Source organism: Halomonas hibernica, assembly GCF_013183775.1.
GTDB classification, from domain to species: Bacteria; Pseudomonadota; Gammaproteobacteria; order Pseudomonadales; family Halomonadaceae; genus Vreelandella; species Vreelandella citrativorans.
Map to the genome: position 1 here is coordinate 151,073 of NZ_VIFN01000007.1, position 21,931 is coordinate 173,003.

Below are 21,931 nucleotides of genomic sequence, written 5' to 3' on the forward strand. Positions count from 1 at the left end.
CCAGGGTTTCCTCGGCGGACATAGGAGAGACATTTTGAACAGTCATGCTTGATTTCCTTTCTTCATTGAAGTGCGCGCTTGCATAAGCAGCAGGATAATGGCGAGCAAGGCCAGTGCAGTGATCACCGCACCATAGATATTGACCGCGGCCAGCAAGCCGGCCTTCTGCGCCAGGAAGCCGACAGCCATCGTGGGCACGCTATGGGCCAGATAACTTTCGATATAGAACACGCCCATCAGCGCGGCACGTTCATGGGGCTCAGCCAACGGCAGGACACTGCGTACAGCCCCGAGAAAGCTCGCGCCAAACCCAAACCCCGCAATGACCGACCCGGCCAACAGCAAGACAGCGTTTCCCTGGTTAGCCCCGACCAAAATGACAACCAGCCCTGCGACCAAGGCAAGTTCGCCAGACAAGAGGGTTGTAAAAGAGCTCAGCTTGCGAGCCGCCAGAACCGCTGTGGCGCCGGTGAGCGTTAGCGCTGCGACGACAAGACCACCCAGCCATGGCGTGCTCACATGCGTAACGTCAACGATCAGCGATGGCATAAGCGATAGATAAAAACCACCTAGCATCCACACTGCCACGTTTGCAGGAGTGACAGATAACAGCGTTTTGCGCGCTTGCAGCGGCACGGTAATGCGTGGTTTCAGGCTTGCCCATGCACCCGGGCGATATGTCACCGTCTCTGGTGCCAGCCAAATCAAGCCCAGCATCACCAGAAAAATAGCCAGCAGCAACGCGTACACCATGTGCAGCGGATCGGGCGCCAACACGACCAACGAGGTACTGCCTAGCGCGCCGGCTGCCATACCAAGCAGTGGTGAGATGCTGTTAATCACAGCCCCCCTCTCCCGACTAACATCGAGTATCGCCGCGCCAACTGCTGCAGTGGCCATACCCGTGGCAAAGCCTTGCAGAGCGCGCGCACCAATCAGCCAACCCGGCCCGGCCGCACCCAAAAAAACCACCATAGCGATGATCTGTAGCGACAACGCCATGGCAATAACCGGACGTCGACCAATATGATCGGACAGCCTCCCCGTCACCAGCAGTGCCAAAAGCAAAGCCAGCGCGTAAGTGGCAAAAACCACCGTCAGCAGTGTTGCGCTAAAGCTCCACTGCTGCTGATAAAGTTGGTACAGCGGGGTAGGTGCACTCGATGCTGCTAAAAAGGCAATCATTATCGCTGTGTGCAGGAAAACGGTACGGGCGGGAGACAGACTCCAGCTAGAGGAACGGCGGACAGTATCAGAAACGTTGATGGACATGATCTCTCCCAAAAGGCAAAATATTAGCTTTAAAGAGCATAAACTCAACAAAACACTAACGCAAATATTTTGCTTTAGTGTTTTATTGCACCGTACCGACGAAACCGTACTGACGAATAAGTACTGAAGGAACACATGACCAACAAACCCACCCCCCGTCCAGGTGGCCGCAGCGCTCGTATTCAGGCTGCCGTTCATCAAGCCGTTCGAGATCTGCAACAAGAACAAGGCCGGGCCGGGCTTACGGTGCCCGCCATCGCCACACGCGCTGACGTCACCCCCTCGACGATCTACCGTCGCTGGGGTGACCTTACCCAGTTACTGGCCGACGTTGCCGTCGAGCAACTACAGCCGGAGCAGCCGCCAGCCGATACGGGAAGTTTGCGTAGCGACTTGTTAGCCTGGCTTGTTGAGTACTTTGAGGAGATGTCATCAGCCCCAGGGCGGGCGATGCTCCGCGATGTTCTAGGCACAGAAGGCCATACCAGCGCAGGTAAATGTGATGGTTTCTTGCGTCAGCAGATCGAAGTAATAAACGAACGCGGCCTCGCCAGAGGAGAGCAGCCGATGGATATAGGGCGGGTCACCCAAATAGTGGTGGCGCCTCTGATGTACCGCATCCTGTTTGCCAACGAAACACCGACTGCGCAGGCCATAGAAGCACTTTTCGAACAATTAGTAAGCTCAGCAGATGCTTAATAAAAAAGCCCCGTGTTCTGGATAACACGGGGCTTTTGGCAAGGGCGCTGTTGGGCTCATTACGCCTCGACCGCGGCACGCCCTTTGATAATTGAGCGGGCAAGCAGCAGATACGCGACCGAGCTACAGGCGGCCATGGCCAACACCACCGCTTCAAGCGTATGCGGCAGCATGGCAGACAGGGCGCTCAAAATCCCGGCGATACCGAACTGGGCGGCGCCCAAAAGCGCGGCGGCGGTACCACTGCTAGTGGGGAAAAACTCCAAAAAGCAGGCCTGAATATTGGGCGAGATCGCCCCTACTGTGCCGATGGTCAGCATCATGGCGAACAGGAAAGCGTACATTGGCCACTCCATAAAGGCAGCCATCACTAACAATACAATGCCGACCGCTTGGCAGCCCGTTGCCAACTGCAGAATACGCAGCGACGATATTCTGGAAAGCAGTACACGGTTGCAAATATTGAAGAAAAGCATCGCGACGATGTTAGCCGCAAACAGCATCGAAAAGCTTGAGGGCGACTGGCCGAAGTGTCCCTGATAGATAAAGGAAGCGTAGGTAATGAACATCATCAGGGTGGAGAAGGAGGCGGCCTGCCAAGCGATAAACGGTAAGGCTGGTTTCGTCGACAGCACCAGCTTGTAACGTGCCAGCAGGCTCATCTTGGGGCTTTTCGATCGCGATACTTTGCCCTTCCCGGAAAAAAGCACCCGCACCAGTAACGGCACCAGCAGCACCGCGTAAACCGCCAAGGCAAAGAAAATATTGTGCCAGGAACCCACCGCCAAAATCGCACTGCCAACGCTCGGGGCGATACCCGGCGCCAGCACCATGATAAAACCCATCATCGAGAACAGCTTCGCGGCATCACGGCCCGCCACCCGGTCGCGCACCAGTGCCGGTACCGACACCAGCGTCAAACCCGCGCCAATGGCTTGAACGGCCCGCCCGCTAAGCAGAGTGTTCAAGGATTCCGCCATGCCGATGACAATGCTTGCGAGCGCAAAAATTGCCAGCCCGCTCATCAATACACGCTGGCGACCGAAGCGGTCCGAAAGCGCCCCTCCAATGAGCTGCCCCACTGCCATCGCGAACACATACACCGAAACGCTTAACGATACGGCCTGCTGAGATATCCCCAGCGACTCGCCAATGACCGGAAAGGCCGGCAAGTACGTATCCATGGAAAACGGACCCAGCATCATGGTCAATGCCAGGCTCAGTACCACAATGAAGGGCGTTTTAGATTGGGTCATAGAAGCTCGCGGTAAGATGGCTTAATGATGGCAGCATTCATAATATGATACCGATTGACTCCATCATCAGCCAATATTCGCCTGGAAGTGGCTACCAAGCCACCACGTTGGGCCATCAAACAGTCCGCGTGTGCTACTCGCTCCTTTTCATCTCTTTAACCACAGCATCCAAGTGGCTTGAGTTGATCTCGGCGGGCGAGTTGGCGCCGATCAACGTCATGGTGACACGCATATCAGCGGCGATTAGATCCAGCAGATGGGAAACGCCCTGCTCGCCCCGTGCGGCCAAGGCGTAAACGTAAGCACGGCCCAGTAGAACGCCCTGGGCGCCTAGCGCCAGCATACGCACCACATCAAGCCCAGAGCGCACGCCGGAGTCCGCCAGTACCGTCAGTTCATCGCCCACGGCCTCGGCAATATGTGGCAAGGCCTGAGCAGTGGAAATAGCCCCATCTAATTGGCGCCCACCGTGGTTGGACACCACGATACCGTCGGCCCCCATTCGTACCGCATCTCGCGCATCCTCTTTATCCAACAGCCCTTTGATGATCAGCTTGCCCTTCCAGCTCTCACGAATCCACTCAAGCTCACTCCAGCTAATGGAGGGGTCAAAGTTTTTCGCCAGAAAGCCCATGTAGTCGTCCATGTTCATTTCGCGCCCGGTGTAGGCCTCGATGTTACCGAACGACAGCGGCTTGCCTTTAAGCCCTACATCAAACGCCCACTGCGGGTGGGTGATTGCCTGAGCGTACTGGCGCAGCTTGGCATTGGGGCCTGACATACCCGAGCGACGGTCACGGTAGCGCGAACCCGGCAGCGGCATATCCACGGTAAACACTAGCGTTTTCATGCCTGCTTCCCAAGCGCGCTCCAGGGCATTTTTCATAAAGCCGCGATCTTTCAGCACATAAAGCTGAGACCACTGCTCGCCGTGGGCATTTTTCGCCACTTCCTCAATCGAGCAAACCGAAACGGTGGAGAGCGTATAGGGAATCCCCGCCTTTTCTGCCGCGCGCGCAGCCTGCACTTCGCCGCGCCGAGCATACATGCCCGTGGCGCCCACCGGTGCCAGCGCAACCGGCATTTTCCACTGGCTGCCTAAAATTTCGGTTTCAAGCGACGGCGTCCCGCCCCCCTGCAGCACGCGCTGACGTAAAGGAATAGCCTGCAACGCCTCCACATTGCTGCGCAGCGTGCTTTCCGTGACCGAGCCGCCATCAAGGTAATCAAACAAAAAACGAGGAACACGCCGCTTGGCGGCTTGCCGGTAATCAGAAGGGCTTGAAATGATCATGAATTCGCCTTAACTCGACACGGGAAACGGAGAAGTGAGCGTATGTTTGAAATCTTGATACCAATCCCAACTAGCGTACCAAGTTACGCCACTTCTATAGCCATTCGCTGCGCTGAACTTTAGTCTATTAGCGGTTTGGTTTATGCCCCAGCTCACGCTCATTCATTAGCGCAACAACCCAATCAATGAACACACGTAGCTTAGCGCTTACATGCCGATTGGGCGGAAATGCGATGAACATCGGCATAGGGTCCAGGTGCCACTCTTCGAATAAGGGCACTAACTCACCGCGTGCAACGTGTTCCCGGACCATGTAATCAGGCAACAAAATCGTGCCCAGCCCCGCCAAACCTGCCGCAAGCGCTGCACTGCCATCATATCCTATAGTGCCCTTGAACGCTAACGCTCTCTGTTTCGTGGTGAAGGGTATAGAGGGAAGCCAAACCAGCACGCCACTTGAAGCCGACGATGTAATGAGGCGGGACAGATAACGCTGACGGATGCGAAGGCGCCCCCGCTTTTTGCAGATAACTGGGCGCGGCGTAAATGCCAACACTCAGCTCCCCTATCCGGCGCGCCACCAACGATAAATCGGTAAGTTCTCCGCCACGCACTACGCAATCCACGTTTTCATCAATTAAATCCACCATGCGATCGCTAACCCCCATATCAAGCTGAATATCAGGATACTGTGCGTAGAAGTCCGGTAGCGCCGGTATCAAAATCATTCGCGCAAACGGGCTGGGCACATCAACTCTAAGCCGTCCGCGAGGCGACACCACCGCATTGGAGAGGCTGGTTTCAGCATCATCCATATCGGCTAACAATTTTATAACGCGCTCGTAGTAGGCCGCGCCGTCTGCCGTCGCGTTAACCTTGCGTGTGGTGCGGTTAAGCAGCTTTACCCGCAGCCGTGCCTCTAACTGCTGCACTAACTGGGTCACGCTGGTTTTACTGATATGCAGCGTTTCAGCGGCCTTGGTAAAGCTGCCCGTCTCCACGACCCGAGCAAATGCCTGCATCGCACTAAAACGGTCCATTACAACGACACCGCCCTGTGATTGTTTGGAAAATGCAAACAGTGTTAATCAGAATTCTCTGTTTATCCAGCCTGACAGCAGGCCTACAGTAAATCACCCAACGGCCAAGCTGATATTTGAATAACGGATGGAGAAAGAGACATGGCAACGCGTAACGCAGTTTACCCTCAACGCAGGCAGGCACTTTACGAGAAAAATGGCTATTCTGCGGCCATCCGCTCGGGCGACTTGCTGTTTGTATCGGGCCAGGTGGGCAGTCGTGAAGATGGTTCGCCCGAGCCGGATTTTGCCGCACAAGTTCAGCTCGCCTTCGATAACTTGCAAAGCGTGCTGGAAGCTGCGGGTGCAAGCTTTGACGATATCGTCGATGTCACAACCTTTCATACGGACCCTGAAGCTCAATTCACTACCGTGCTGGAAGCCAAGACCCGCGCGTTCCCAGATAAACCCTACCCCAACTGGACGGCGGTCGGCGTAAACTGGCTGGCAGGCTTCGATTTTGAAATCAAAGTAATTGCGAGACTCCCCAACTAACTAGGAAGATTCACTGCTTTTGAAAAAGCGATGGTAGAAACCGACATTGCAGAAACGCCTAAAACGAACAATGCTTGAACAGTGTGTAGCGATGGAGTTTTGCAATGGCAGACTTCAAGCAACGCGGGTGGGTGAAATGAAATGGGCTGATCACTGGGCCGCAGGCCAGGTTACCCACAAAGATAGCGAGAAGCCCCACCCTGCGTATCTGATCAAACAAGAGAACGGCAGCACAGTCTTGAAAGCACAGTTTTAAAAACAGAGTCTTGAAAACAGAGCTTTGAAAACAGAATCTTGAAACTTCATACCGATCTCAAAAAGGCATAGGCAAGGAGGTCACGGTGAGCATCCCACAGCCCGAAACACTCACTTTTGATAGCGATGAAACGAGCGGCTATCCCAACTCCCCACTACCCGTACTGATATACAGCAAGGCTCTCGACCTCAGTAGCGCAGAAGAGCGGGCCGATACCTTTGAAAACATGTTCAAACAGCACGGCTGGCCGCCCGCATGGCGTTACTACCTATATGATTTTGACCACTTTCACTCCACCGCCCACGAGGCGCTAGGCATTTTTCAGGGCCAAGCCAGAGCGCGGCTGGGCGGCCCCAATGGCCAAGAAGTGATGCTTTACGCGGGTGATGTGCTGGTACTGCCCGCAGGAGTGGGTCATGCCTGCGTAGAGGCGGACGACGATTTTTGCATGGTCGGCGCCTACCCACCGGGGCAAAACCCGGAGAACGAGCGCGGCGACCCGGCCGAGCTTTCGGCAGCACAAGCGCGGGTGGCTTCCGTAACCGTGCCGGAGACTGCCCCGGTGGGCGGGCCACTCCAACCACAGTGGAAACCATCATCATAGAAACGGCGAGCCCTATCTAGACGACTGGTCTAATCAGGCGTAAGCTAGTCGCTATGAATATGACATCCTTCACCGGCGATGTCCGGCAGCGCATTCTTAACACCGGCCAGGTCATCATCGGTGGCAAGGGGTTCTCGGCGGTAGGTCTTAACGAGATTCTTAAAGCCGCCGAGGTGCCTAAAGGCTCCTTTTATCACTACTTCAGCTCCAAAGAAGCGTTTGGCGAAGCACTGCTGGAAGACTACTTCAGTGGTTATCTCGCGCAAATTGAAGAACGCCTTACCCAGCCGGGCGCTTCTCACGCTGAGCGTTTTCTCAGCTACTGGGCGCACTGGCGGGATACCCAACACCATTGCGACCCCAGCGGAAAATGCCTGGCGGTGAAGCTTGCCGCCGAAGTCAGCGATCTTTCCGAGCGCATGCGCCGCGTGCTGCAACATGGCACTGAGCGCATTATTACCAGGTTAGCCCAGTCAATCGAAGCCGCCACTGCCGATGGCTCGCTGCCTCAATCCGTTAGCGCTCAAGGTAGTGCCCTGGAACTAGCCACCACCCTTTACCAGCTATGGCTGGGCGCCAGCCTGCGCGCCAAAATCACCCGCGACCGGGTGCCGCTGGATGCCGCCTTTAAAGCCACCTACGCTTTGTTAAACCTCGACCCCAGCCGCCCTCTCAGCCTGCAAAGGACTCAATCATGAAAATTCTCGTAGTGGTTACCTCACACGACAAGCTTGGCGATACCGGCAATAAAACCGGCTTCTGGCTCGAAGAGCTGGCCGCGCCTTACTATGCGTTTAAAGATGCAGGTGCCGAGCTAACCCTGGCCTCGCCCGCTGGTGGCCAGCCGCCGCTCGACCCCAACAGCAACGTACCGGATGCTCAAACTGAGGCTACTAACCGCTTCCAAGTGGACCTCGACGCCCAAGCGGCGCTGGCTAACACCCATCAGCTTGCCGATATCGATATTGCTGAGTTCGACGCCATATTTTACCCCGGCGGCCACGGCCCGCTGTGGGACCTGGCCGAGAGCGCTACATCTGTGCGCCTGATTGAAGACGCCATTGCCGCCAACAAGCCTGTTGCTACGGTATGCCACGCCCCCGGTGTGCTGCGTCATGTGAAAGGCAGCGACGGCAAGCCGCTGGTCGCTGGCCGTAAAGTGACCGGTTTCAGCAACAGCGAAGAAGACGCCGTTGGCCTGACAAACGTGGTACCGTTTTTGGTCGAAGATATGCTCAAAGAGAGCGGCGGTGAGTACAGTAAAGGCGATGACTGGAGTTCTTACGTGCTCGTCGACGGCCTGCTGATTACCGGACAAAACCCCGGCTCATCCGAAGCCACCGCCCAAGCGCTGTTAAAGAAGCTTTCCTGATAATTACCCAAGGAGAATGGAATGCCGGCTTATGTTGTACTGACGCGTGAACGCACCCACGACGCGAAAGAAATGGAGCAATACGCCACCAAGGCCAAAGCCGCCCGCGAAGGCCACGACCCGAAGCCACTCGCCTTCTACGGTGACTTTGAAGTAATGGAAGGCAGCGACATGGAAGGCGCGGTAATTCTGCGCTTCCCCGACATGGCCGCCGCCCGCGCCTGGTACCAAAGCGACGCCTACCAAGAAGCTCGCCAGCATCGTTTCCAGGGTGCCGACTACCGCGTGTTTATTGTGGATGGGGTTGAAGAGACGTAAGCCTTTTTGCAATTACGCATAGACGCACAAAGGGCCGTTCGTGGTTACGAACGGCCCTTTTATCTTTTTAAAGACCAGCATATCTGTGCCTAATGGCTGAATAGCAATATCACTCTTGGCTTATTCACCAATGAACTGCTCTAACGGCCAATAGCGGAGTTTTTCCTTTGAGGTGGTGCGACCAAGAGCGCCAGCGCCACTGTTACCATCGGCCTTTAATCACGAAGTAAAGCAGATGCGCTGTCCGAGTCACCACATTGGGATAAAACAGTTCATCGCCACAGCCTGGCTCAATTCAATGCATAAAAACCATCACCACCAGCACCATGGTCAGCAATAGCAGGTACACCCTGGCATGAATACGGTCAGGAATGCGCCCGATCCAGACTGACGCCAAGCGGATACCGAGCCATGAGCCTACCGCAAGTACCAGCAAGGCACGCAGATCCACATAACCGGCATACCAGTTTCCTAACGCTGAGTGATTTGCCGACAGCAACACATATGTCGCGGTGCCACTCACTGCCATGGGCAACGACAACGGATTGGCCATGGCCGTGGCCGCCGTCATGCTCGCGCCTCTACGACGCATAAGCGGTACGGTCATTACACTACCACCCACGCCCAGCAAGGCGGCCACCGCACCAATCAATGTCCCCACCATCGCCGTTACCCCACGCCCCATAGGGCGCACATCACTCCCTGACTGACGCAGAAAACCGGGCCGCAGAACGGCATCAGCAATCGTAATACCCAGATAGCCGATAAACGCCCAGCGCACCCACTCCCCGCTCAACGACACGGCAACCGCCGCGCCCAACACAGCGCCCATGGCGATATAACCAACCAGCGGACGCACTAGATGCCACTGCACGGTCTGTCGCCGATGATGACGCCATGTTGCCATTGAAGCCGCGAAGATCATTAGCGCCGTCGAGGTAGCCACCGCGATATGCATGGCTGCCATACCCGCCGCGCTATCTGGCCCATGGACGGCAATCAGTAAGGTATACAGCAAGGGAACTACTACAAACCCACCACCGAAACCGAACAACACAGTGGTGACGCCCGCCAAACCGCCACAAAGAAGTAATACGCTATACACCGCCACTCTCCTGATGAAATTCAACAGCAGGGAGAATATGCCGACTAGAACTGGCTGACCTTCGATTTTTGGACAATAATCATCGCATTTCGGCCAGAATAACGATTATGCTCAATACTCCTTTATCCGACGTGGATCACGTGGCACGGCCCATAGTGGCCATCGGCACTGACTACAGCCCCGGTACGCTTCTTGACTTTCATGCCCATCGCCGCGCCCAGTTTCTCTATGGCATGACAGGCGTGATGGAAGTCAATACGGATGACGGCACCTGGATGGTGCCGCCCTATAGCGGAGTCTGGCTGCCTGCGGGCAAGCGCCACCAGGTACGTATGAACGGGGTGAGCACCCGAAGTCTGTATATCGAGCCCCGCGTCGCGCCACGCACGACTTGCAGTTGTGAGGTGCTGGTCGTGACGCCTCTGTTGCATCACCTGCTGCTGGCTTCCGCCCATCTACCCGCGCTCTATGATGAAAATGGCCGCGACGGCGCCCTGGCGCAACTACTCCTATACGAACTGCAACAGGCTCAGGCCCTGCCGCTATTTGCGCCCCTGCCCCACGACCCTCAACTAGCCAGCCTGTGCCGAGCGTTTCTCGGCCAGCCACATATTCACAGCCCTCCCGAGGACTGGGCCCAGCAGATGCATCGCAGCCAGCGCACCTTCAATCGCCTGTTCCGTCAGCAGACCGGCATGTCCTTTGCCGTATGGCGTCAACAGGCCTGCCTGATGGCCGCCCTTCCCAGGCTGCTGTCCGGTAGTTCCGTTACTCGTACCGCGCTGGAACTCGGCTACGACAGCCCAGCCGCTTTCTCCAGCATGTTTCGTAAGGTGCTTGGCCAATCTCCCACCACTTTCGTTAGGGCGGCGAATCGTCAGTTGGAAGAGTAGAAGGCATTCCTCCTGATCAGTTGTTCGGCTACTTACTGGTCGTCACGGTATGAAGCCACTCGCCTTCTGCGGTGACGTTGCAGTATTGGAAGGCAGCAAGCACTGTTTTCAGAGCGCTTACTAACGCAGTTATTGTGCATAGGGTTGAAGAGGCTCAAAGCGTTAATGCCTTGTGCGTTATCGATAGCTCTTGGCAATAAAAAGGACCATTCGTGAATTCACGAATGGTCCTTTTCGATAATACTTTTTCCATGAGAACGTACGGGCTTGGCGAAGCGCAATCGATTTATAGCATTGCGCTTCTTCGAGCGTTAATCCCCAAGAGGGTTATTCTGCTTCAGGCGGCACCAACTCCTCAGGTACTTCGATACCGATTTCGCGGTAGTAACGAAGCGCGCCCGCGTGTAACGGCGTGGCGGTGTTCTCGACCGATACTTCAGCGGTCATGCCCTCAGCAGGTGAGAACGTGCGGCCCAGGTTCTCGACATTTTCCCAGTAGGCGCGAGTGATTTCATAAGCGGCTTCTTCCGACAATTCATCGGTCGCCGCAATACCAATGTAAGAACCCAGCGTAGTGGCTTCTTCCACGTCGCGGTAGGTACCGGCCGGGATCACTGCGCGAGACAAGAAAGGCAGCGCTTCGGTAGCCTTCTCTATTTGCTCGTCGTCGAACGACAGGATGTGCAGCGGCCGAGAGGAGTGCACTTCTGTGAAAGCAGGGATAGGCGGAATACCGTTATAGCTGAAGCCGATAATGCGCCCGTCTACCACTGCATCGGCCGCATCACCCATGCTCATTCGCTGGTAATCTGGCGTTATATCCAGCGCATCAAACACCAGCTCAGTGATGTATTCACCACCGCCACCGATACTGCTGGGGTTAAAGCGTTCGCCATCGAGGTCAGCAAACGTTTCAATGCCGCTATCCTGGCGTACAGCCCAGTGCATCGTCGACGGCGCCACCCATAACATCATGCGCATCTGGTCAATGGCATTGTTCTCGTAGCGGCCTTCCCCGTTGTACGCTTCGTAGGCACCCGAAGCATCCACCAAGGCTAAATCGATCTCACCACGGCCCAAGCGGATAGTGTTTTCACGAGAACCACCCGTCTCTCGAACAGAGATTTCCACCGGGGAGCCGGCGCTGATCAAACGTGATAACTCCGAGTAACCGAAGTACCAACCGGAAGCAGCCGGTGCTACACCAATGCTGACCGCTTCGCTAGCCATCGCGGGGGCCGCCAGTGAAGCGGCCAGCAGCGTTGATGCCAACGACGAAGCATATCGAGTAAGGGGTAAGCGGCGTGTCATGCATGTTCTCCTTATTTTACTGTTATATACAGCGTGCAAAGCTGTTATTGGCGTAATGAGGCAAAGCTCAGTTTCTCTATTTGAACAGACGGTGAAGCCACATCAGAGCCACACCGTTCCACTCCCAGGTTTATTGACGATGCTCTCCGTCACTTGCCGGGTGAATGGAACCATGGGTCTTTTGCTGAAAAAACTGCCAAACCAAGAGTATGGCAATTAGCACGACCCCAACAACATCGGTAATTGCCTGACCACTGATCAACATTAGTGCGGCTCCCAGCAATAGGCCACGCTCCAGCCAGGAACAGGGCCGCAGGAAGTAACCGATGGTCGAAGCGGCAAGCGCAATAATTCCGAGGACCCCCGACCCCACCGCCATGGCAATCTCTAAAAGCGTGCCATTACCCAGCAGCGGCGGGTGGTAAATAAACATGAAGGGAATCAAGAAACCGCCCAAGGATATTTTGGTAGCCGTAAGTGCTGTACGGAACCAGTGAGCACCCGCGATGGCACTGCCGATATAAGCAGCCAATGCCACCGGCGGCGTCACACCGGAAAGAATGGCGAAGTAGAGTATAAAAAGATGCGATGAAAGGCTTGGCAAGCCAGCCTCGACAAAGGCCGCAGCCACAACCGAGGCAGCCAACATATAGGCCGCCACGGTAGGCAGGCCCATTCCAAGAATAATGGCCACCACCATGGCAAGCAGCAACGTAACCAGCACATCACCACCGCCAACCAGCAAGATCAACGACGACACCTTCAGGCCCAAGCCGGTCAGGCTGATTACGGAAGCAATGATCGCTACGCTACCGACGATGACCGCAATCATGGCCGCGGTCATCGCGCCCGCTTCCAACGCCGCAGGAAGAGACTTCAAGCGTTCAATGAACGAACCAGGGCTACGCGGCGATACCAGGTAAAGCGCCAGAGCGGTAAAGTAGGCAGAAACCGCCGCTGTGGTAGGCGTGTAGCGCATCATCAGCATACTGATTAACACCACCAGCGGCAGCACGAGCGTCTCGATATTGAACAGCCCTTCACGCAGCGTTGGGCGCTCCGATTTGGGGATTGGGTTCAATCCCAAACGCTTGGCCTCAAAGTGCACGCTCATCCAAATAGCAAGGTAAAACAACAGCGCCGGAATCAGTGCAGCACTGATGATTTCCAAGTAACTCGTCGAAATCACATCCGCCATTACAAACGCCGCCGCTCCCATAATCGGCGGTAAAATCTGGCCGCCCGTCGAGGCGGAAGCCTCAGTGGCCGCAGCAAACCGGGGGCTGAAACCATTTTTCTTCATCAAGGGAATGGTGAAAATACCGGTAGTGGCCACATTGGCGGCGGTGCTGCCACTGATACTGCCGAACATTGCGCTGCACAACGTGGCCGCCTTAGCAGGCCCACCTGCCATGCGGCCAGTGGCGGCGTTAGAAAGCCGCATAAACGTTTCGCCGCCGCCGGTGGTAACGAGCAACGCACCAAACATGATGAAGATTACGATCACTGTCGAAGAGGTGCGCATCAGGCTACCGTAGATTCCGGTAGGCCCCATATAAAACGTCGCGATCAGGTCGTCCCAGCGGAAGCCGCCGTGGCCCCATACACCCGGCAGGTACTGGCCAAAAGCAGCGTAGGCCAGCGCGACCAGCACCAGTAAGGGAAACGCCAAGCCAATGGCCCGACGGCACGCTTCAAGCAGCAGCAAAATAGCCGAAATGCCAAAGATGATATCAAGCGTGGTGGGCATCAAATAGCCCATCTGGTAGATAATGCGATCAAAGTGAATGGCGTAATGAGCGCTGACCGCCGCGCTCAATATAATCGGGACAACGTCGTACCACGGGATGCGATGCGTATCGCGCACCCGGCAGCTGTAGGCTAAAAATATTAGCGGTAGGGCAAACAAAAGATGCACCGCGTTCTGAGTATTGACAGGCCCGGTGACCGCCGTATAAAGCTGAAAGATCGCCATGGATAACGCCGTAAAGCGCATCACTATCAGCGCAAACCCCATAAGTTGACGCTTGCCGGAATCTTCAGAGTATTTCTCTACGACGCTGTTTCCTACGCTCGGTGGCATTGCATCAGGTACATCTTCGTTTTTTAAAGCTCCTTCACTTGGGGGAAGATCAGCGCTTTCACTTGCAGGATTGCTTTGGTTTTGATGGCGTGTCATAGATTCATTAGCCCAGCTTACGCTTATTATACTGTTAACATCAGGGTGGTTTAGGGGGGAGCTTACGAAATCTCATAGCCTGAGAATAAGTGCCCATTTTCAAGGTGATTTTACACGTTTTTCCTATCATTTTGGCGCTTAAACGCCCCCTACGGGCCAGGCTGGATATTTATTGTTTAGTGCTCACGTTGGCATTTATCTGCAGTGACAGGGGCGCTAATACCCTGCACAAACTCCTCACACACTACCCAGCAAGCAATTAAGCACCTTGGCCTGACATTCATTCAGCACAGCAGTAACACCGCTGCCAGATGACCATGAGCCAATCACCCGCTTATTTGGATCAATTTATGAGCCGATTAAGGTTTATATTCGGCTCAGAGGATAAAATACGCAGCCGTCACTCCCATTTAAAGCGGCGAAAAACCGGATACAGCCTCTTCTCATCATGACCATAAATCCATTATTTAATTCTTTATTAGCTTTTATTGACCTTAATCTACAAAATAATGGAATTAATAAATTTGTAGGAACGACTTTATAATTCTATAATTTTGGGCACTAACTTCCTTAAACAGTGATTATCCACATTATGCTGGATTTAAGCCTCAGCAAACCCAAAGAGATCGTTAAGAGACTCTGTGAGCGCCTGCGCCAGGAGCGGCTGGCACAGCAGATGACTCAGGCGGAGGTAGCTGGCCGCGCGGGCATTGGCATCAATACCGTCTCCAACCTGGAAGCCGGGCGTAACGTGGGTTTCGAGAACCTGGTACGCGTGGCCATGGTGTTAGGGCGAGCCAAAGAGCTTGAGGCGCTGTTTATGCCAAAACTAGAGAGCATTGACGATATTCGCCGCTACGAGGAAAGCACACGCCGCCAGCGCATCAAAAGGAAATCTCGCAATGCTTGAACGAATCGATGTGTTCTACGAAGGCTGGGGCGAGCGATGGTTATGGGGCTCGCTGGTGTCGACGACCGCCCTCACTGGCCGCCCACGCATCCTATTCGAATACAGCGAAGAAGCCAGGCAGCACGGCCTGGAGCTTTCGGCCTTCACTTTGCCGCTTGAAGGCCCCAGGCTACGTCAGGATTTTCCGGCTCATCAGTTAGGCCTACCGGGACCGGTATATGACGCCCTGCCCGATGGATGGGGCATGCTGCTGATGGACCGGATTTTCAGGCGGAGGGGGCTCAATACGGCACGTATCGGGCCGTTAGAGCGGCTAGCCTATATTGGCAGCAACGCCATGGGTGCGATGTCGTTTGAACCTGTCGCATCCGAGGGGCAAGCCACGCAAGAGCATCTCTCGCTTAATCAATTGGCCGCCGATATACAGGACGTGTTTCAGGGGCACGATGGGGAATTTCTGCAGCGGTTGCTGCAGGTGGGAGGTTCGCCGCAAGGCGCCAGACCCAAGGCACTGATCTATCGCGATGTGCACACCGGCAGCTTCACGACTGCCACCGCACCAGGACTTGAGGCATGGCTGGTCAAGTTTCCGGCCCGAGACGAACACCCCGAAGTGTGCGCGATCGAAACGGTTTACGCCGAATGCCTGCGGCGGTGCGGTATTGCCACGCCCGCCACGCAGCATTTCACCCTTCCAGATGGGCAAGCCGCCTTTGCCAGCCAGCGCTTTGATCGCCAGAACGGCTTGCGCGTGCCCATGCAAAGTCTCGCTGCCTTTACCGGTGCAGACTACCGTGCGCCAGGTGAATTGGACTACGTCAACTTCTTGCGAGCCACTCAGTTGTGTACCAACGATGTACGTGAAATGATCCTCGCCTTCGAACGTGCCGTTTTCAACGTCGCGTTCAACAACCGGGACGATCATCCCAAGAACGTCGCCTATTTGATGTCATCGACGGGCCAGTGGCAACTCGCGCCGGCGTATGACGCGACCTTCTGCGAAGGCCCGGGCGGCTATCATCAGATGGATGTGATGGGCGAAGCACTTGCGATCAATCGCGCCGCGCTGTTAGCGCTTGCCGAGGAGGCCGAAATCTCAGCGCAAACAGCCCACCGCATCATCGACACTATTAACGAGGTCGCCAGCCAGTTTTCCGCTATCGCTGATCATTTATTACCGCAAGCCATTACGCGCCCGACGCTGCAGATGATCCAACGGCGTATAGATGAGAATTTGGCGTTGCTGCGCTAACCTAAAACGACTGCCACCGATTAAACCACTTGGGATGGATTCAAAGTTCTTTTCGAACGATCTCCGCCCCGGCACTCAAGGCACAGAGCTTGCCTCGCGCAACCGAGCGGGAAAGCGGCGCCATGCCACAGTTGGTGCAGGGGTAGAGCTTGTCGGCATCAACGAACTGAAGTGCTTTTCTAAGCGTTGCGGCGACCTCTTCCGGCGTTTCGATGGTGTTGGTGGCGACGTCGATGGCACCCAGCATCACCTTCTTGCCGCGCAGAAGTTCGATCAGCTCGATGGGCACGTGGGAGTTCTGGCACTCCAGCGAAACAATATCGATGTTGGATTTTTGCAGCCGGGGGAAGACTTCTTCATATTGCCTCCACTCCGATCCCAGCGTCTTTTTCCAATCCGTATTGGCTTTAATGCCGTAGCCATAACAGATATGGACAGCCGTTTCGCATTTGAGCCCTTCAATGGCTCTTTCCAAGGCGGCGATTCCCCAGTCATTCACCTCATCGAAAAACACGTTGAACGCAGGTTCGTCGAACTGAATAATATCGATGCCTGCTGCCTCCAGTTCCCGAGCCTCCTGATTGAGCGCTTTCGCGAACTCCCACGCCAGCTTCTCACGACTTTTATAGTGATCGTCATACAGCGTGTCGATCATGGTCATCGGGCCCGGTAGCGCCCATTTGATGGGTTGGCGGGTTTGCTCGCGCAAAAACCTGGCATCTTCGACGAAAACTGGCTTATGGCGGTTGATCTCGCCCACAACCGTCGGCACGCTCGCATCGTAGCGATTGCGAATTCTCACGGTTTTGCGCTTTTCAAAATCGACGCCGCTAAGATGCTCGATAAAGGTTGTCACGAAATGTTGACGCGTTTGTTCGCCATCGCTGACGATATCGATACCGGCTTGCTGCTGTTCCTGCAGCGACACGCGCAGCGCATCCTGTTTACCTTCAATCAACGCCTCGTCTTGCAATTTCCAGGGCGACCAAAGGGTTTCGGGCTCGGCAAGCCAGGAGGGTTTGGGCAGGCTGCCCGCCGTCGAAGTGGGTAAGCGTTTACTCATGAGTCATCATCCCGTGCATTTGATTAGGTTAAAGCGAGCTGTTGGAAGACCACTGCTCAAGCATCGCCTGATAGGGTTTAATGAAATTCTCTTCAGCAAATTTCCCCTGCTCGGCGGCCAATTGGCTACGTTCTTCTCGGTCGTAAACGATTTGAGTGAGCGAATGATCCGAGTTCTTCAAGTTGGGCTGATAAACATTTCCGGCAACCGCATTGGCGTTGTAGATCTCAGGCCGGTAAATCTTCTGAAAAGACTCCATGGTGCTAATGGTGCCGGCAAGCTCAAGGTTGGTGTAATCGTTGAGCAGGTCGCCAGAAAAATAAAACGCCAGCGGGGCAGCACTGTTGGCAGGCATAAAGTAGCGAACCTGAAGCCCCATCTTCTTGAAGTACTGCTCGGTCAGCGAAGACTCGTTCGGCTGATATTCAACCCCCAATACGGGATGCTGATTATCGGTTCGGTGATAGACCTTGTTATCCGATACGCTCAAGCATATGACGGGAGGCTTCCCGAAATGCTCTTTGTAAACGGGTGAATCCACGAAGCTTTTAAACAAGTTGCCGTGCAGAACACCAAAATCATCCGGAATACTGAAGGTCGACTGGTGCTTGTTATGCTCTAAAAGCCGCACGCTAAAGTCGTAATCTCGGACATAGGATGAAAAGTTGTTCCCTACGATACCGTCGATGCGTTTGCCGGTTTGCTTGTCCAGAAAACTGGTTTTGAGTATCTCGATGATTTGAAAAGGCGCTTCATGGCCCCTTGCGCCAACCTCCATACTCACGGAAATGATGTCGAGTTCGACGCAATAACGACGCCCTTCGGGGTTATCCCAATGCACCAGGGCATTGAAACGGTTATTGATCATTTCCAGCGTATTGCGGAGGTTCTCGCGCCGCCTTTCGCCCCGGGCCAAATTGGCAAAGTTGGTCGTGATACGCGTATTGTCCGACGGACGATAATTCTCATCGAAGCCGATACGCTTGATAGTAAATGCGACGTCGTTATTCATCATCTCGCCTCCAATAGTAAAAAATCGAACCGGTTCTTCGCTTCTGCGAAACGGCCCAATATTTATAAATCGGGCGGCTTCACAGCTTTTAAGCCTGACAGCCTTATTCATGAGAAGCTGACAGGCTCTATAACGAAGAGTGCTGGGGATTTTATACAGGAGTACAAAGATGAATAAAAATGGTCTTATTTCATGGGAAGTTTAGAAAAATTCATAGTGAAAGCCGACTCTTCAACTGAAAAAGATGCTGGCTGCGTTGGGCTTGATGAATTTAGGTAGTCATACGACGCGCTCAACATCCCCGCACTAAAAGTACGGGGTTTTCTGCGCAAATCTGATAAAGTTATTATCCCGCTAAATAGTTTTCTGCAGACTTCATGCACGTTTATATTCTTTCACTGGACACGCTATGCATAACCTATGGATTCCCGTCGTCGCCATTTTCGTCGTTGCGGGCCTGATATTCGGTGGCCAGGCCTATTCCGAGGCCCAGCGTGATGCCCACATCGCCGAGACGATTTCGGAGCGTCTTAATAGCCAAGCACCGGCCGAAATTTCCAACCTGGCGACTGTCAACAAGGGGTATGGGGTGTGCGGCGACTATGCGCTTTCAGGCGCCGAGTCCGGTCGCTTCTACTACAATAGCAACACCAAGCGACTGGCGTTGGGCACCGATGCCCCGTTGTATCGCGACAACTGTGAAAGCGTTTATAACTAAACTCTTGGTTCTCTGGTACGCCCGTCGCGGCCCACCTATGCCGAATGCGCCTTCTTGAAGGGAACGAGGTGCAGCACACCCACCACCACCGAGCCTACTAAAAAGCCAATCACCGCTGAGCACAGCGTATTGAAGCTCCAGCCCAGCAGGCCGCCCAAGGCACCGGTTGCCTCGCTAATGCCATGCTCAATGTGGTGCACCCACTCATAGGGGGCATTGAACCAACCCGTTCCCTCGGCCCCCAGATTGACCATCAAAATATGCCCACCCACCCAGAGCATGGCGATGGTTCCCACCACGGCGATGGCCGCTAGCACCTTGGGCATGGCCGTCACCAGCCCACGGCCCAGTTTCTGCATTCCCGGACTCTCCCGCTGGGCGAGCTTTAGGCCGACATCATCCATCCTGACCAACAGCGCCACCACGCCATACACCAGGATAGTGATGACAAACGCGACCACCACCAGGCTCGCCAGCTGTGACCAGAACCCTTGATGGGAAACAGTAGAAAGCGCGATCACCATGATTTCAGCGGAAAGAATCAGGTCGGTGCGAACGGCACCACTCACGATCTTTTTCTCAGCTTCCGGCCCCTTCTCTACCGCTGGCTTATCGTCGTCATGCTTGCCAGAGAGCTTGTGCCAGACCTTCTCCGCGCCCTCAAAGGCCAAGTAGGTGCCGCCCACCATCAGGATGATCGGCAATAGCGCGGGCAAAAAGTGATTCAACAGCAGCGCCACCGGCAGGATAAAAATCAGCTTGTTGCGGATCGACCCCAATGCGATTTTCTTCACAATCGCCAATTCACGCTCCGCTGCCACTCCTTGCAAATACTGCGGCGTTACCGCCGTATCATCCACCACCACCCCGGCCGCCTTAGCCGTCGCACGCCCGGCGGCAGCACTCACATCGTCCAATGATGCTGCGGACAACTTCGCCAGGGCGGCAATGTCATCCAGCAATCCAATCAAGCCGCCTATGGCCATGGATGCTTCCTCCGTGAATAACAGGTGTAGATAGTAAAGCACATAGCGGGCTGGGCGGAGCGCGTCCCTTCACACATCAGATACTATCCGTGCCAGGGTCTGCTCAAGTTCATGGCTATCCGCCTGGCGCTTGGCTTTCGAGCGGCGAGTAAGGTTTTGCAGCTTTCGCCCTACCCCTGGCAGTGCTGACGCGCCTTCTAAATGGATCAATTCAAAATCAGGCTGCTCATTTTCAACGGACCATAGAAAGTCACATGACGGCTTATCCAGCTTTTTGGAAATCCATAGCAGTAACTGTGCTCTGCTCTCCAGCAATTGCGCCGCCGTCACCGGCTTGGCGGTCATTCCCTTGAAATGGGCATCGAAGAGCGTCTCAAAATCCACTGGTTCACGGGGAGCCAGAAGTTCCCAGGCCGGTTTAGGGCTACACGTTAGATACACCAGAAAGGTTCGCCATAATGTCGCATCGGGCCGTTCATCTTCCAGCAGCAAGCCAATGTCGAACAGATCCCGGGGATGTTGACGAGACAAGGCCGCCGCCAGTTTTCCAGCGTAGAGATCGGCAAAATCGAGCACCTGTGTTGTTGCAAATCCGAAGGCCTGTTCGACTGCCGGTTGGACTACCATCGTTCGAACCGGGTGTACTGTGCCACGCATCACTGGGGTAGTTTCAATCTGCACACGCGCCCGGCCACGGCTGCAAATTAAGCGTGTGATTCCTCCTGTGTTCGCGCCACCCGATGTTTGCACTTGTAATTGCAAAGGGCGGGCACGCAAGGTCTCCGCCAACTGCTCTAATGCCGCGGCAATGTCCGCCACGCCTGTCTCAAAATTCTGCACAGGCAGCCAGGTCAAGTCGATGTCCACTGACAGCCTGGGGAGATCATGCTCAAACAAGTTGATGGCGGTGCCGCCCTTTAGTGCAAACCGAGTTTCCTTTGCCAGCACCGGCAGGATATCTACCAGCAATTGCACACGGTCGCTGTAGCGTTTATCCCAACTGCTCATCAAGGTCTCCCGGCAGGACGATGTGATACGTGGGATGCAGGCGGCCGCCAGGAACAAGCGAACGCTTACCACGACCGAGATTCACACCCTCAATCGATAGGTGCGAAAACCAGGCGTGCCCATGACGCTCGGCCAGCGCGAGAAACAGACGCTTGGCCTTGATGCTGTGACAATGGCGCAACAGCATTTCAAGCCGCCGAGGGCGTAGAGTGGCCATGGCCTGCATTAATGCGTCCACTTCATAGACCCCCCCAGCATCAGACGCCTCATCACATAACTCCAGCATGGCGCGCTCCGGAGTCGAAAACATCAGCATCCCGCTGGGTAGTGCTTCTCTTTGCTCCAACCCCTGGTCCAGCAATGCCTGTCCCGTCGTTTCATCAGTGAATGGAATTTCTGGCAGGTCGAAAGGCCCTTTACCGCAGTATTCAATGCGCTCTACCAACGGCAGCTTGTGCACCCACCCTGGCATACGATCTGGCCCATAGAGCGTGACCACTTCAGCTTCGCCCAAGCGCAAGTAATGCTCATGCCCAAGCCAAGCCAAGGCAAAGCGCCCACCTATATGCAGCGACAGACCTTCCATCTGTTGTAGCGCTCGTACTACCCCTTCCCAATGGAGGGAACCTCCTTTGCGCATGTACACACCACGCGCCGGGGAGACCAGCCAACCGCTGCCGACATAACGGGCCAACAAGCTACTGTAATAGCCATGCGCTCTTAACCACCGGCTGGAAACCACGCCGGTATCGCTTAGCCCAGTCAGCAGGCGGTTTAATTTTCCATCATTTTGATCACTCATGGTGACTAAAATACACTTTCTATAAACCAGCACAATGACTTTGGTTT

Annotated in this window: 23 protein-coding genes; 10 read left to right on the forward strand and 13 right to left on the reverse strand. The window is 54.9% G+C overall.

Going from position 1 to position 21,931, the window contains the following annotated elements; genetic code table 11:
• Positions 1-42: 42 nt before the first annotated feature.
• Positions 43-1,272 carry an MFS transporter gene (locus tag FKN99_RS12275; protein WP_216658072.1) on the reverse strand — a complete coding sequence of 410 codons (1,230 nt, stop codon included), beginning with the start codon at positions 1,270-1,272 and terminating at the stop codon, positions 43-45.
• Positions 1,273-1,407: 135 nt separating this feature from the next.
• Between FKN99_RS12275 and FKN99_RS12280 the strand changes: the two genes are divergently transcribed.
• The gene (locus FKN99_RS12280; RefSeq protein WP_172118151.1) at positions 1,408-1,971 is read left to right on the forward strand and encodes a TetR/AcrR family transcriptional regulator; all 564 of its coding nucleotides are present in this window, start codon (positions 1,408-1,410) and stop codon (positions 1,969-1,971) included.
• Between the two features lie 59 nt (positions 1,972-2,030).
• Here FKN99_RS12280 and FKN99_RS12285 read toward each other — a convergent pair whose 3' ends face one another.
• The 4 genes from FKN99_RS12285 to FKN99_RS12295 all read right to left on the reverse strand — a co-directional run bounded on the left by FKN99_RS12285 (position 2,031) and on the right by FKN99_RS12295 (position 5,561).
• Entirely contained in the window at positions 2,031-3,227 is a 1,197-nt protein-coding gene (locus tag FKN99_RS12285) for a Bcr/CflA family efflux MFS transporter (protein WP_172118152.1), read from the reverse strand.
• A 133-nt stretch (positions 3,228-3,360) separates the two neighbouring features.
• Complete coding sequence (lldD, locus tag FKN99_RS12290; RefSeq protein WP_172118153.1) at positions 3,361-4,521, reverse strand: FMN-dependent L-lactate dehydrogenase LldD; 1,161 nt, start codon at positions 4,519-4,521, stop codon at positions 3,361-3,363.
• A gap of 127 nt (positions 4,522-4,648) precedes the next feature.
• The gene (locus FKN99_RS17930; protein ID WP_253927045.1) at positions 4,649-4,834 is read right to left on the reverse strand and encodes a type 2 periplasmic-binding domain-containing protein; all 186 of its coding nucleotides are present in this window, start codon (positions 4,832-4,834) and stop codon (positions 4,649-4,651) included.
• Between the two features lie 61 nt (positions 4,835-4,895).
• Positions 4,896-5,561: a LysR family transcriptional regulator gene (locus tag FKN99_RS12295; protein WP_253927038.1), complete on the reverse strand. Its 666-nt coding sequence runs from the start codon at positions 5,559-5,561 to the stop codon at positions 4,896-4,898.
• A gap of 141 nt (positions 5,562-5,702) precedes the next feature.
• Between FKN99_RS12295 and FKN99_RS12300 the strand changes: the two genes are divergently transcribed.
• From FKN99_RS12300 to FKN99_RS12320, 5 genes are all read left to right on the forward strand, one after another.
• Positions 5,703-6,095 carry a RidA family protein gene (locus tag FKN99_RS12300; RefSeq protein WP_172118154.1) on the forward strand — a complete coding sequence of 131 codons (393 nt, stop codon included), beginning with the start codon at positions 5,703-5,705 and terminating at the stop codon, positions 6,093-6,095.
• A gap of 341 nt (positions 6,096-6,436) precedes the next feature.
• Entirely contained in the window at positions 6,437-6,955 is a 519-nt protein-coding gene (locus tag FKN99_RS12305; protein ID WP_172118155.1) for a cupin domain-containing protein, read from the forward strand.
• Positions 6,956-7,008: 53 nt separating this feature from the next.
• Positions 7,009-7,653: a TetR/AcrR family transcriptional regulator gene (locus FKN99_RS12310; RefSeq protein ID WP_172118156.1), complete on the forward strand. Its 645-nt coding sequence runs from the start codon at positions 7,009-7,011 to the stop codon at positions 7,651-7,653.
• Positions 7,650-8,327: a type 1 glutamine amidotransferase domain-containing protein gene (locus FKN99_RS12315; protein ID WP_172118157.1), complete on the forward strand. Its 678-nt coding sequence runs from the start codon at positions 7,650-7,652 to the stop codon at positions 8,325-8,327. Before FKN99_RS12310 ends, FKN99_RS12315 begins: the two co-directional genes overlap by 4 nt.
• Positions 8,328-8,348: 21 nt before the next feature.
• Complete coding sequence (locus FKN99_RS12320) at positions 8,349-8,645, forward strand: DUF1330 domain-containing protein (protein WP_172118158.1); 297 nt, start codon at positions 8,349-8,351, stop codon at positions 8,643-8,645.
• 295 nt (positions 8,646-8,940) lie between these two features.
• On the opposite strand, the gene FKN99_RS12325 is transcribed toward FKN99_RS12320, so the two are convergent.
• On the reverse strand, positions 8,941-9,750 hold the full coding sequence (locus FKN99_RS12325) for a sulfite exporter TauE/SafE family protein (protein ID WP_172118159.1): 810 nt from the start codon (positions 9,748-9,750) through the stop codon (positions 8,941-8,943).
• A 107-nt stretch (positions 9,751-9,857) separates the two neighbouring features.
• Between FKN99_RS12325 and FKN99_RS12330 the strand changes: the two genes are divergently transcribed.
• Entirely contained in the window at positions 9,858-10,643 is a 786-nt protein-coding gene (locus tag FKN99_RS12330) for an AraC family transcriptional regulator (RefSeq protein WP_172118160.1), read from the forward strand.
• 327 nt (positions 10,644-10,970) lie between these two features.
• On the opposite strand, the gene FKN99_RS12335 is transcribed toward FKN99_RS12330, so the two are convergent.
• Positions 10,971-11,954 carry a TAXI family TRAP transporter solute-binding subunit gene (locus FKN99_RS12335; RefSeq protein WP_172118161.1) on the reverse strand — a complete coding sequence of 328 codons (984 nt, stop codon included), beginning with the start codon at positions 11,952-11,954 and terminating at the stop codon, positions 10,971-10,973.
• 130 nt (positions 11,955-12,084) lie between these two features.
• The gene (locus tag FKN99_RS12340) at positions 12,085-14,133 is read right to left on the reverse strand and encodes a TRAP transporter permease (RefSeq protein WP_172118162.1); all 2,049 of its coding nucleotides are present in this window, start codon (positions 14,131-14,133) and stop codon (positions 12,085-12,087) included.
• 592 nt (positions 14,134-14,725) lie between these two features.
• Between FKN99_RS12340 and FKN99_RS12345 the strand changes: the two genes are divergently transcribed.
• Together FKN99_RS12345 and FKN99_RS12350 are read left to right on the forward strand one after the other, a co-directional pair.
• Positions 14,726-15,043 (forward strand): helix-turn-helix domain-containing protein, encoded by a 318-nt coding sequence (locus FKN99_RS12345; protein WP_172118163.1) that lies wholly within the window; start codon positions 14,726-14,728, stop codon positions 15,041-15,043.
• Entirely contained in the window at positions 15,036-16,295 is a 1,260-nt protein-coding gene (locus FKN99_RS12350; RefSeq protein WP_172118164.1) for a type II toxin-antitoxin system HipA family toxin, read from the forward strand. The genes FKN99_RS12345 and FKN99_RS12350 overlap by 8 nt, the downstream gene beginning before the upstream one ends.
• 40 nt (positions 16,296-16,335) lie before the next feature.
• On the opposite strand, the gene FKN99_RS12355 is transcribed toward FKN99_RS12350, so the two are convergent.
• Complete coding sequence (locus FKN99_RS12355) at positions 16,336-17,358, reverse strand: methionine synthase (protein WP_172118165.1); 1,023 nt, start codon at positions 17,356-17,358, stop codon at positions 16,336-16,338.
• 28 nt (positions 17,359-17,386) lie between these two features.
• Complete coding sequence (locus FKN99_RS12360; RefSeq protein WP_172118200.1) at positions 17,387-18,370, reverse strand: DUF1852 domain-containing protein; 984 nt, start codon at positions 18,368-18,370, stop codon at positions 17,387-17,389.
• A gap of 409 nt (positions 18,371-18,779) precedes the next feature.
• Between FKN99_RS12360 and FKN99_RS12365 the strand changes: the two genes are divergently transcribed.
• Positions 18,780-19,088, forward strand: a complete 309-nt coding sequence (locus FKN99_RS12365) for a hypothetical protein (RefSeq protein ID WP_149573861.1) — start codon at positions 18,780-18,782, stop codon at positions 19,086-19,088.
• 35 nt (positions 19,089-19,123) lie between these two features.
• Here the strand turns inward: FKN99_RS12365 and FKN99_RS12370 are convergent, their stop codons facing one another.
• The 3 genes from FKN99_RS12370 to FKN99_RS12380 form a co-directional block, all read right to left on the reverse strand.
• Positions 19,124-20,074, reverse strand: coding sequence for a DUF808 domain-containing protein (locus FKN99_RS12370; RefSeq protein ID WP_172118166.1), 951 nt, complete (start codon positions 20,072-20,074; stop codon positions 19,124-19,126).
• Between the two features lie 69 nt (positions 20,075-20,143).
• The gene (locus tag FKN99_RS12375) at positions 20,144-21,082 is read right to left on the reverse strand and encodes a nucleotidyl transferase AbiEii/AbiGii toxin family protein (RefSeq protein ID WP_172118167.1); all 939 of its coding nucleotides are present in this window, start codon (positions 21,080-21,082) and stop codon (positions 20,144-20,146) included.
• Positions 21,066-21,884, reverse strand: a complete 819-nt coding sequence (locus FKN99_RS12380) for a type IV toxin-antitoxin system AbiEi family antitoxin domain-containing protein (RefSeq protein ID WP_172118168.1) — start codon at positions 21,882-21,884, stop codon at positions 21,066-21,068. The genes FKN99_RS12375 and FKN99_RS12380 overlap by 17 nt, the downstream gene beginning before the upstream one ends.
• Positions 21,885-21,931: the final 47 nt, after the last annotated feature.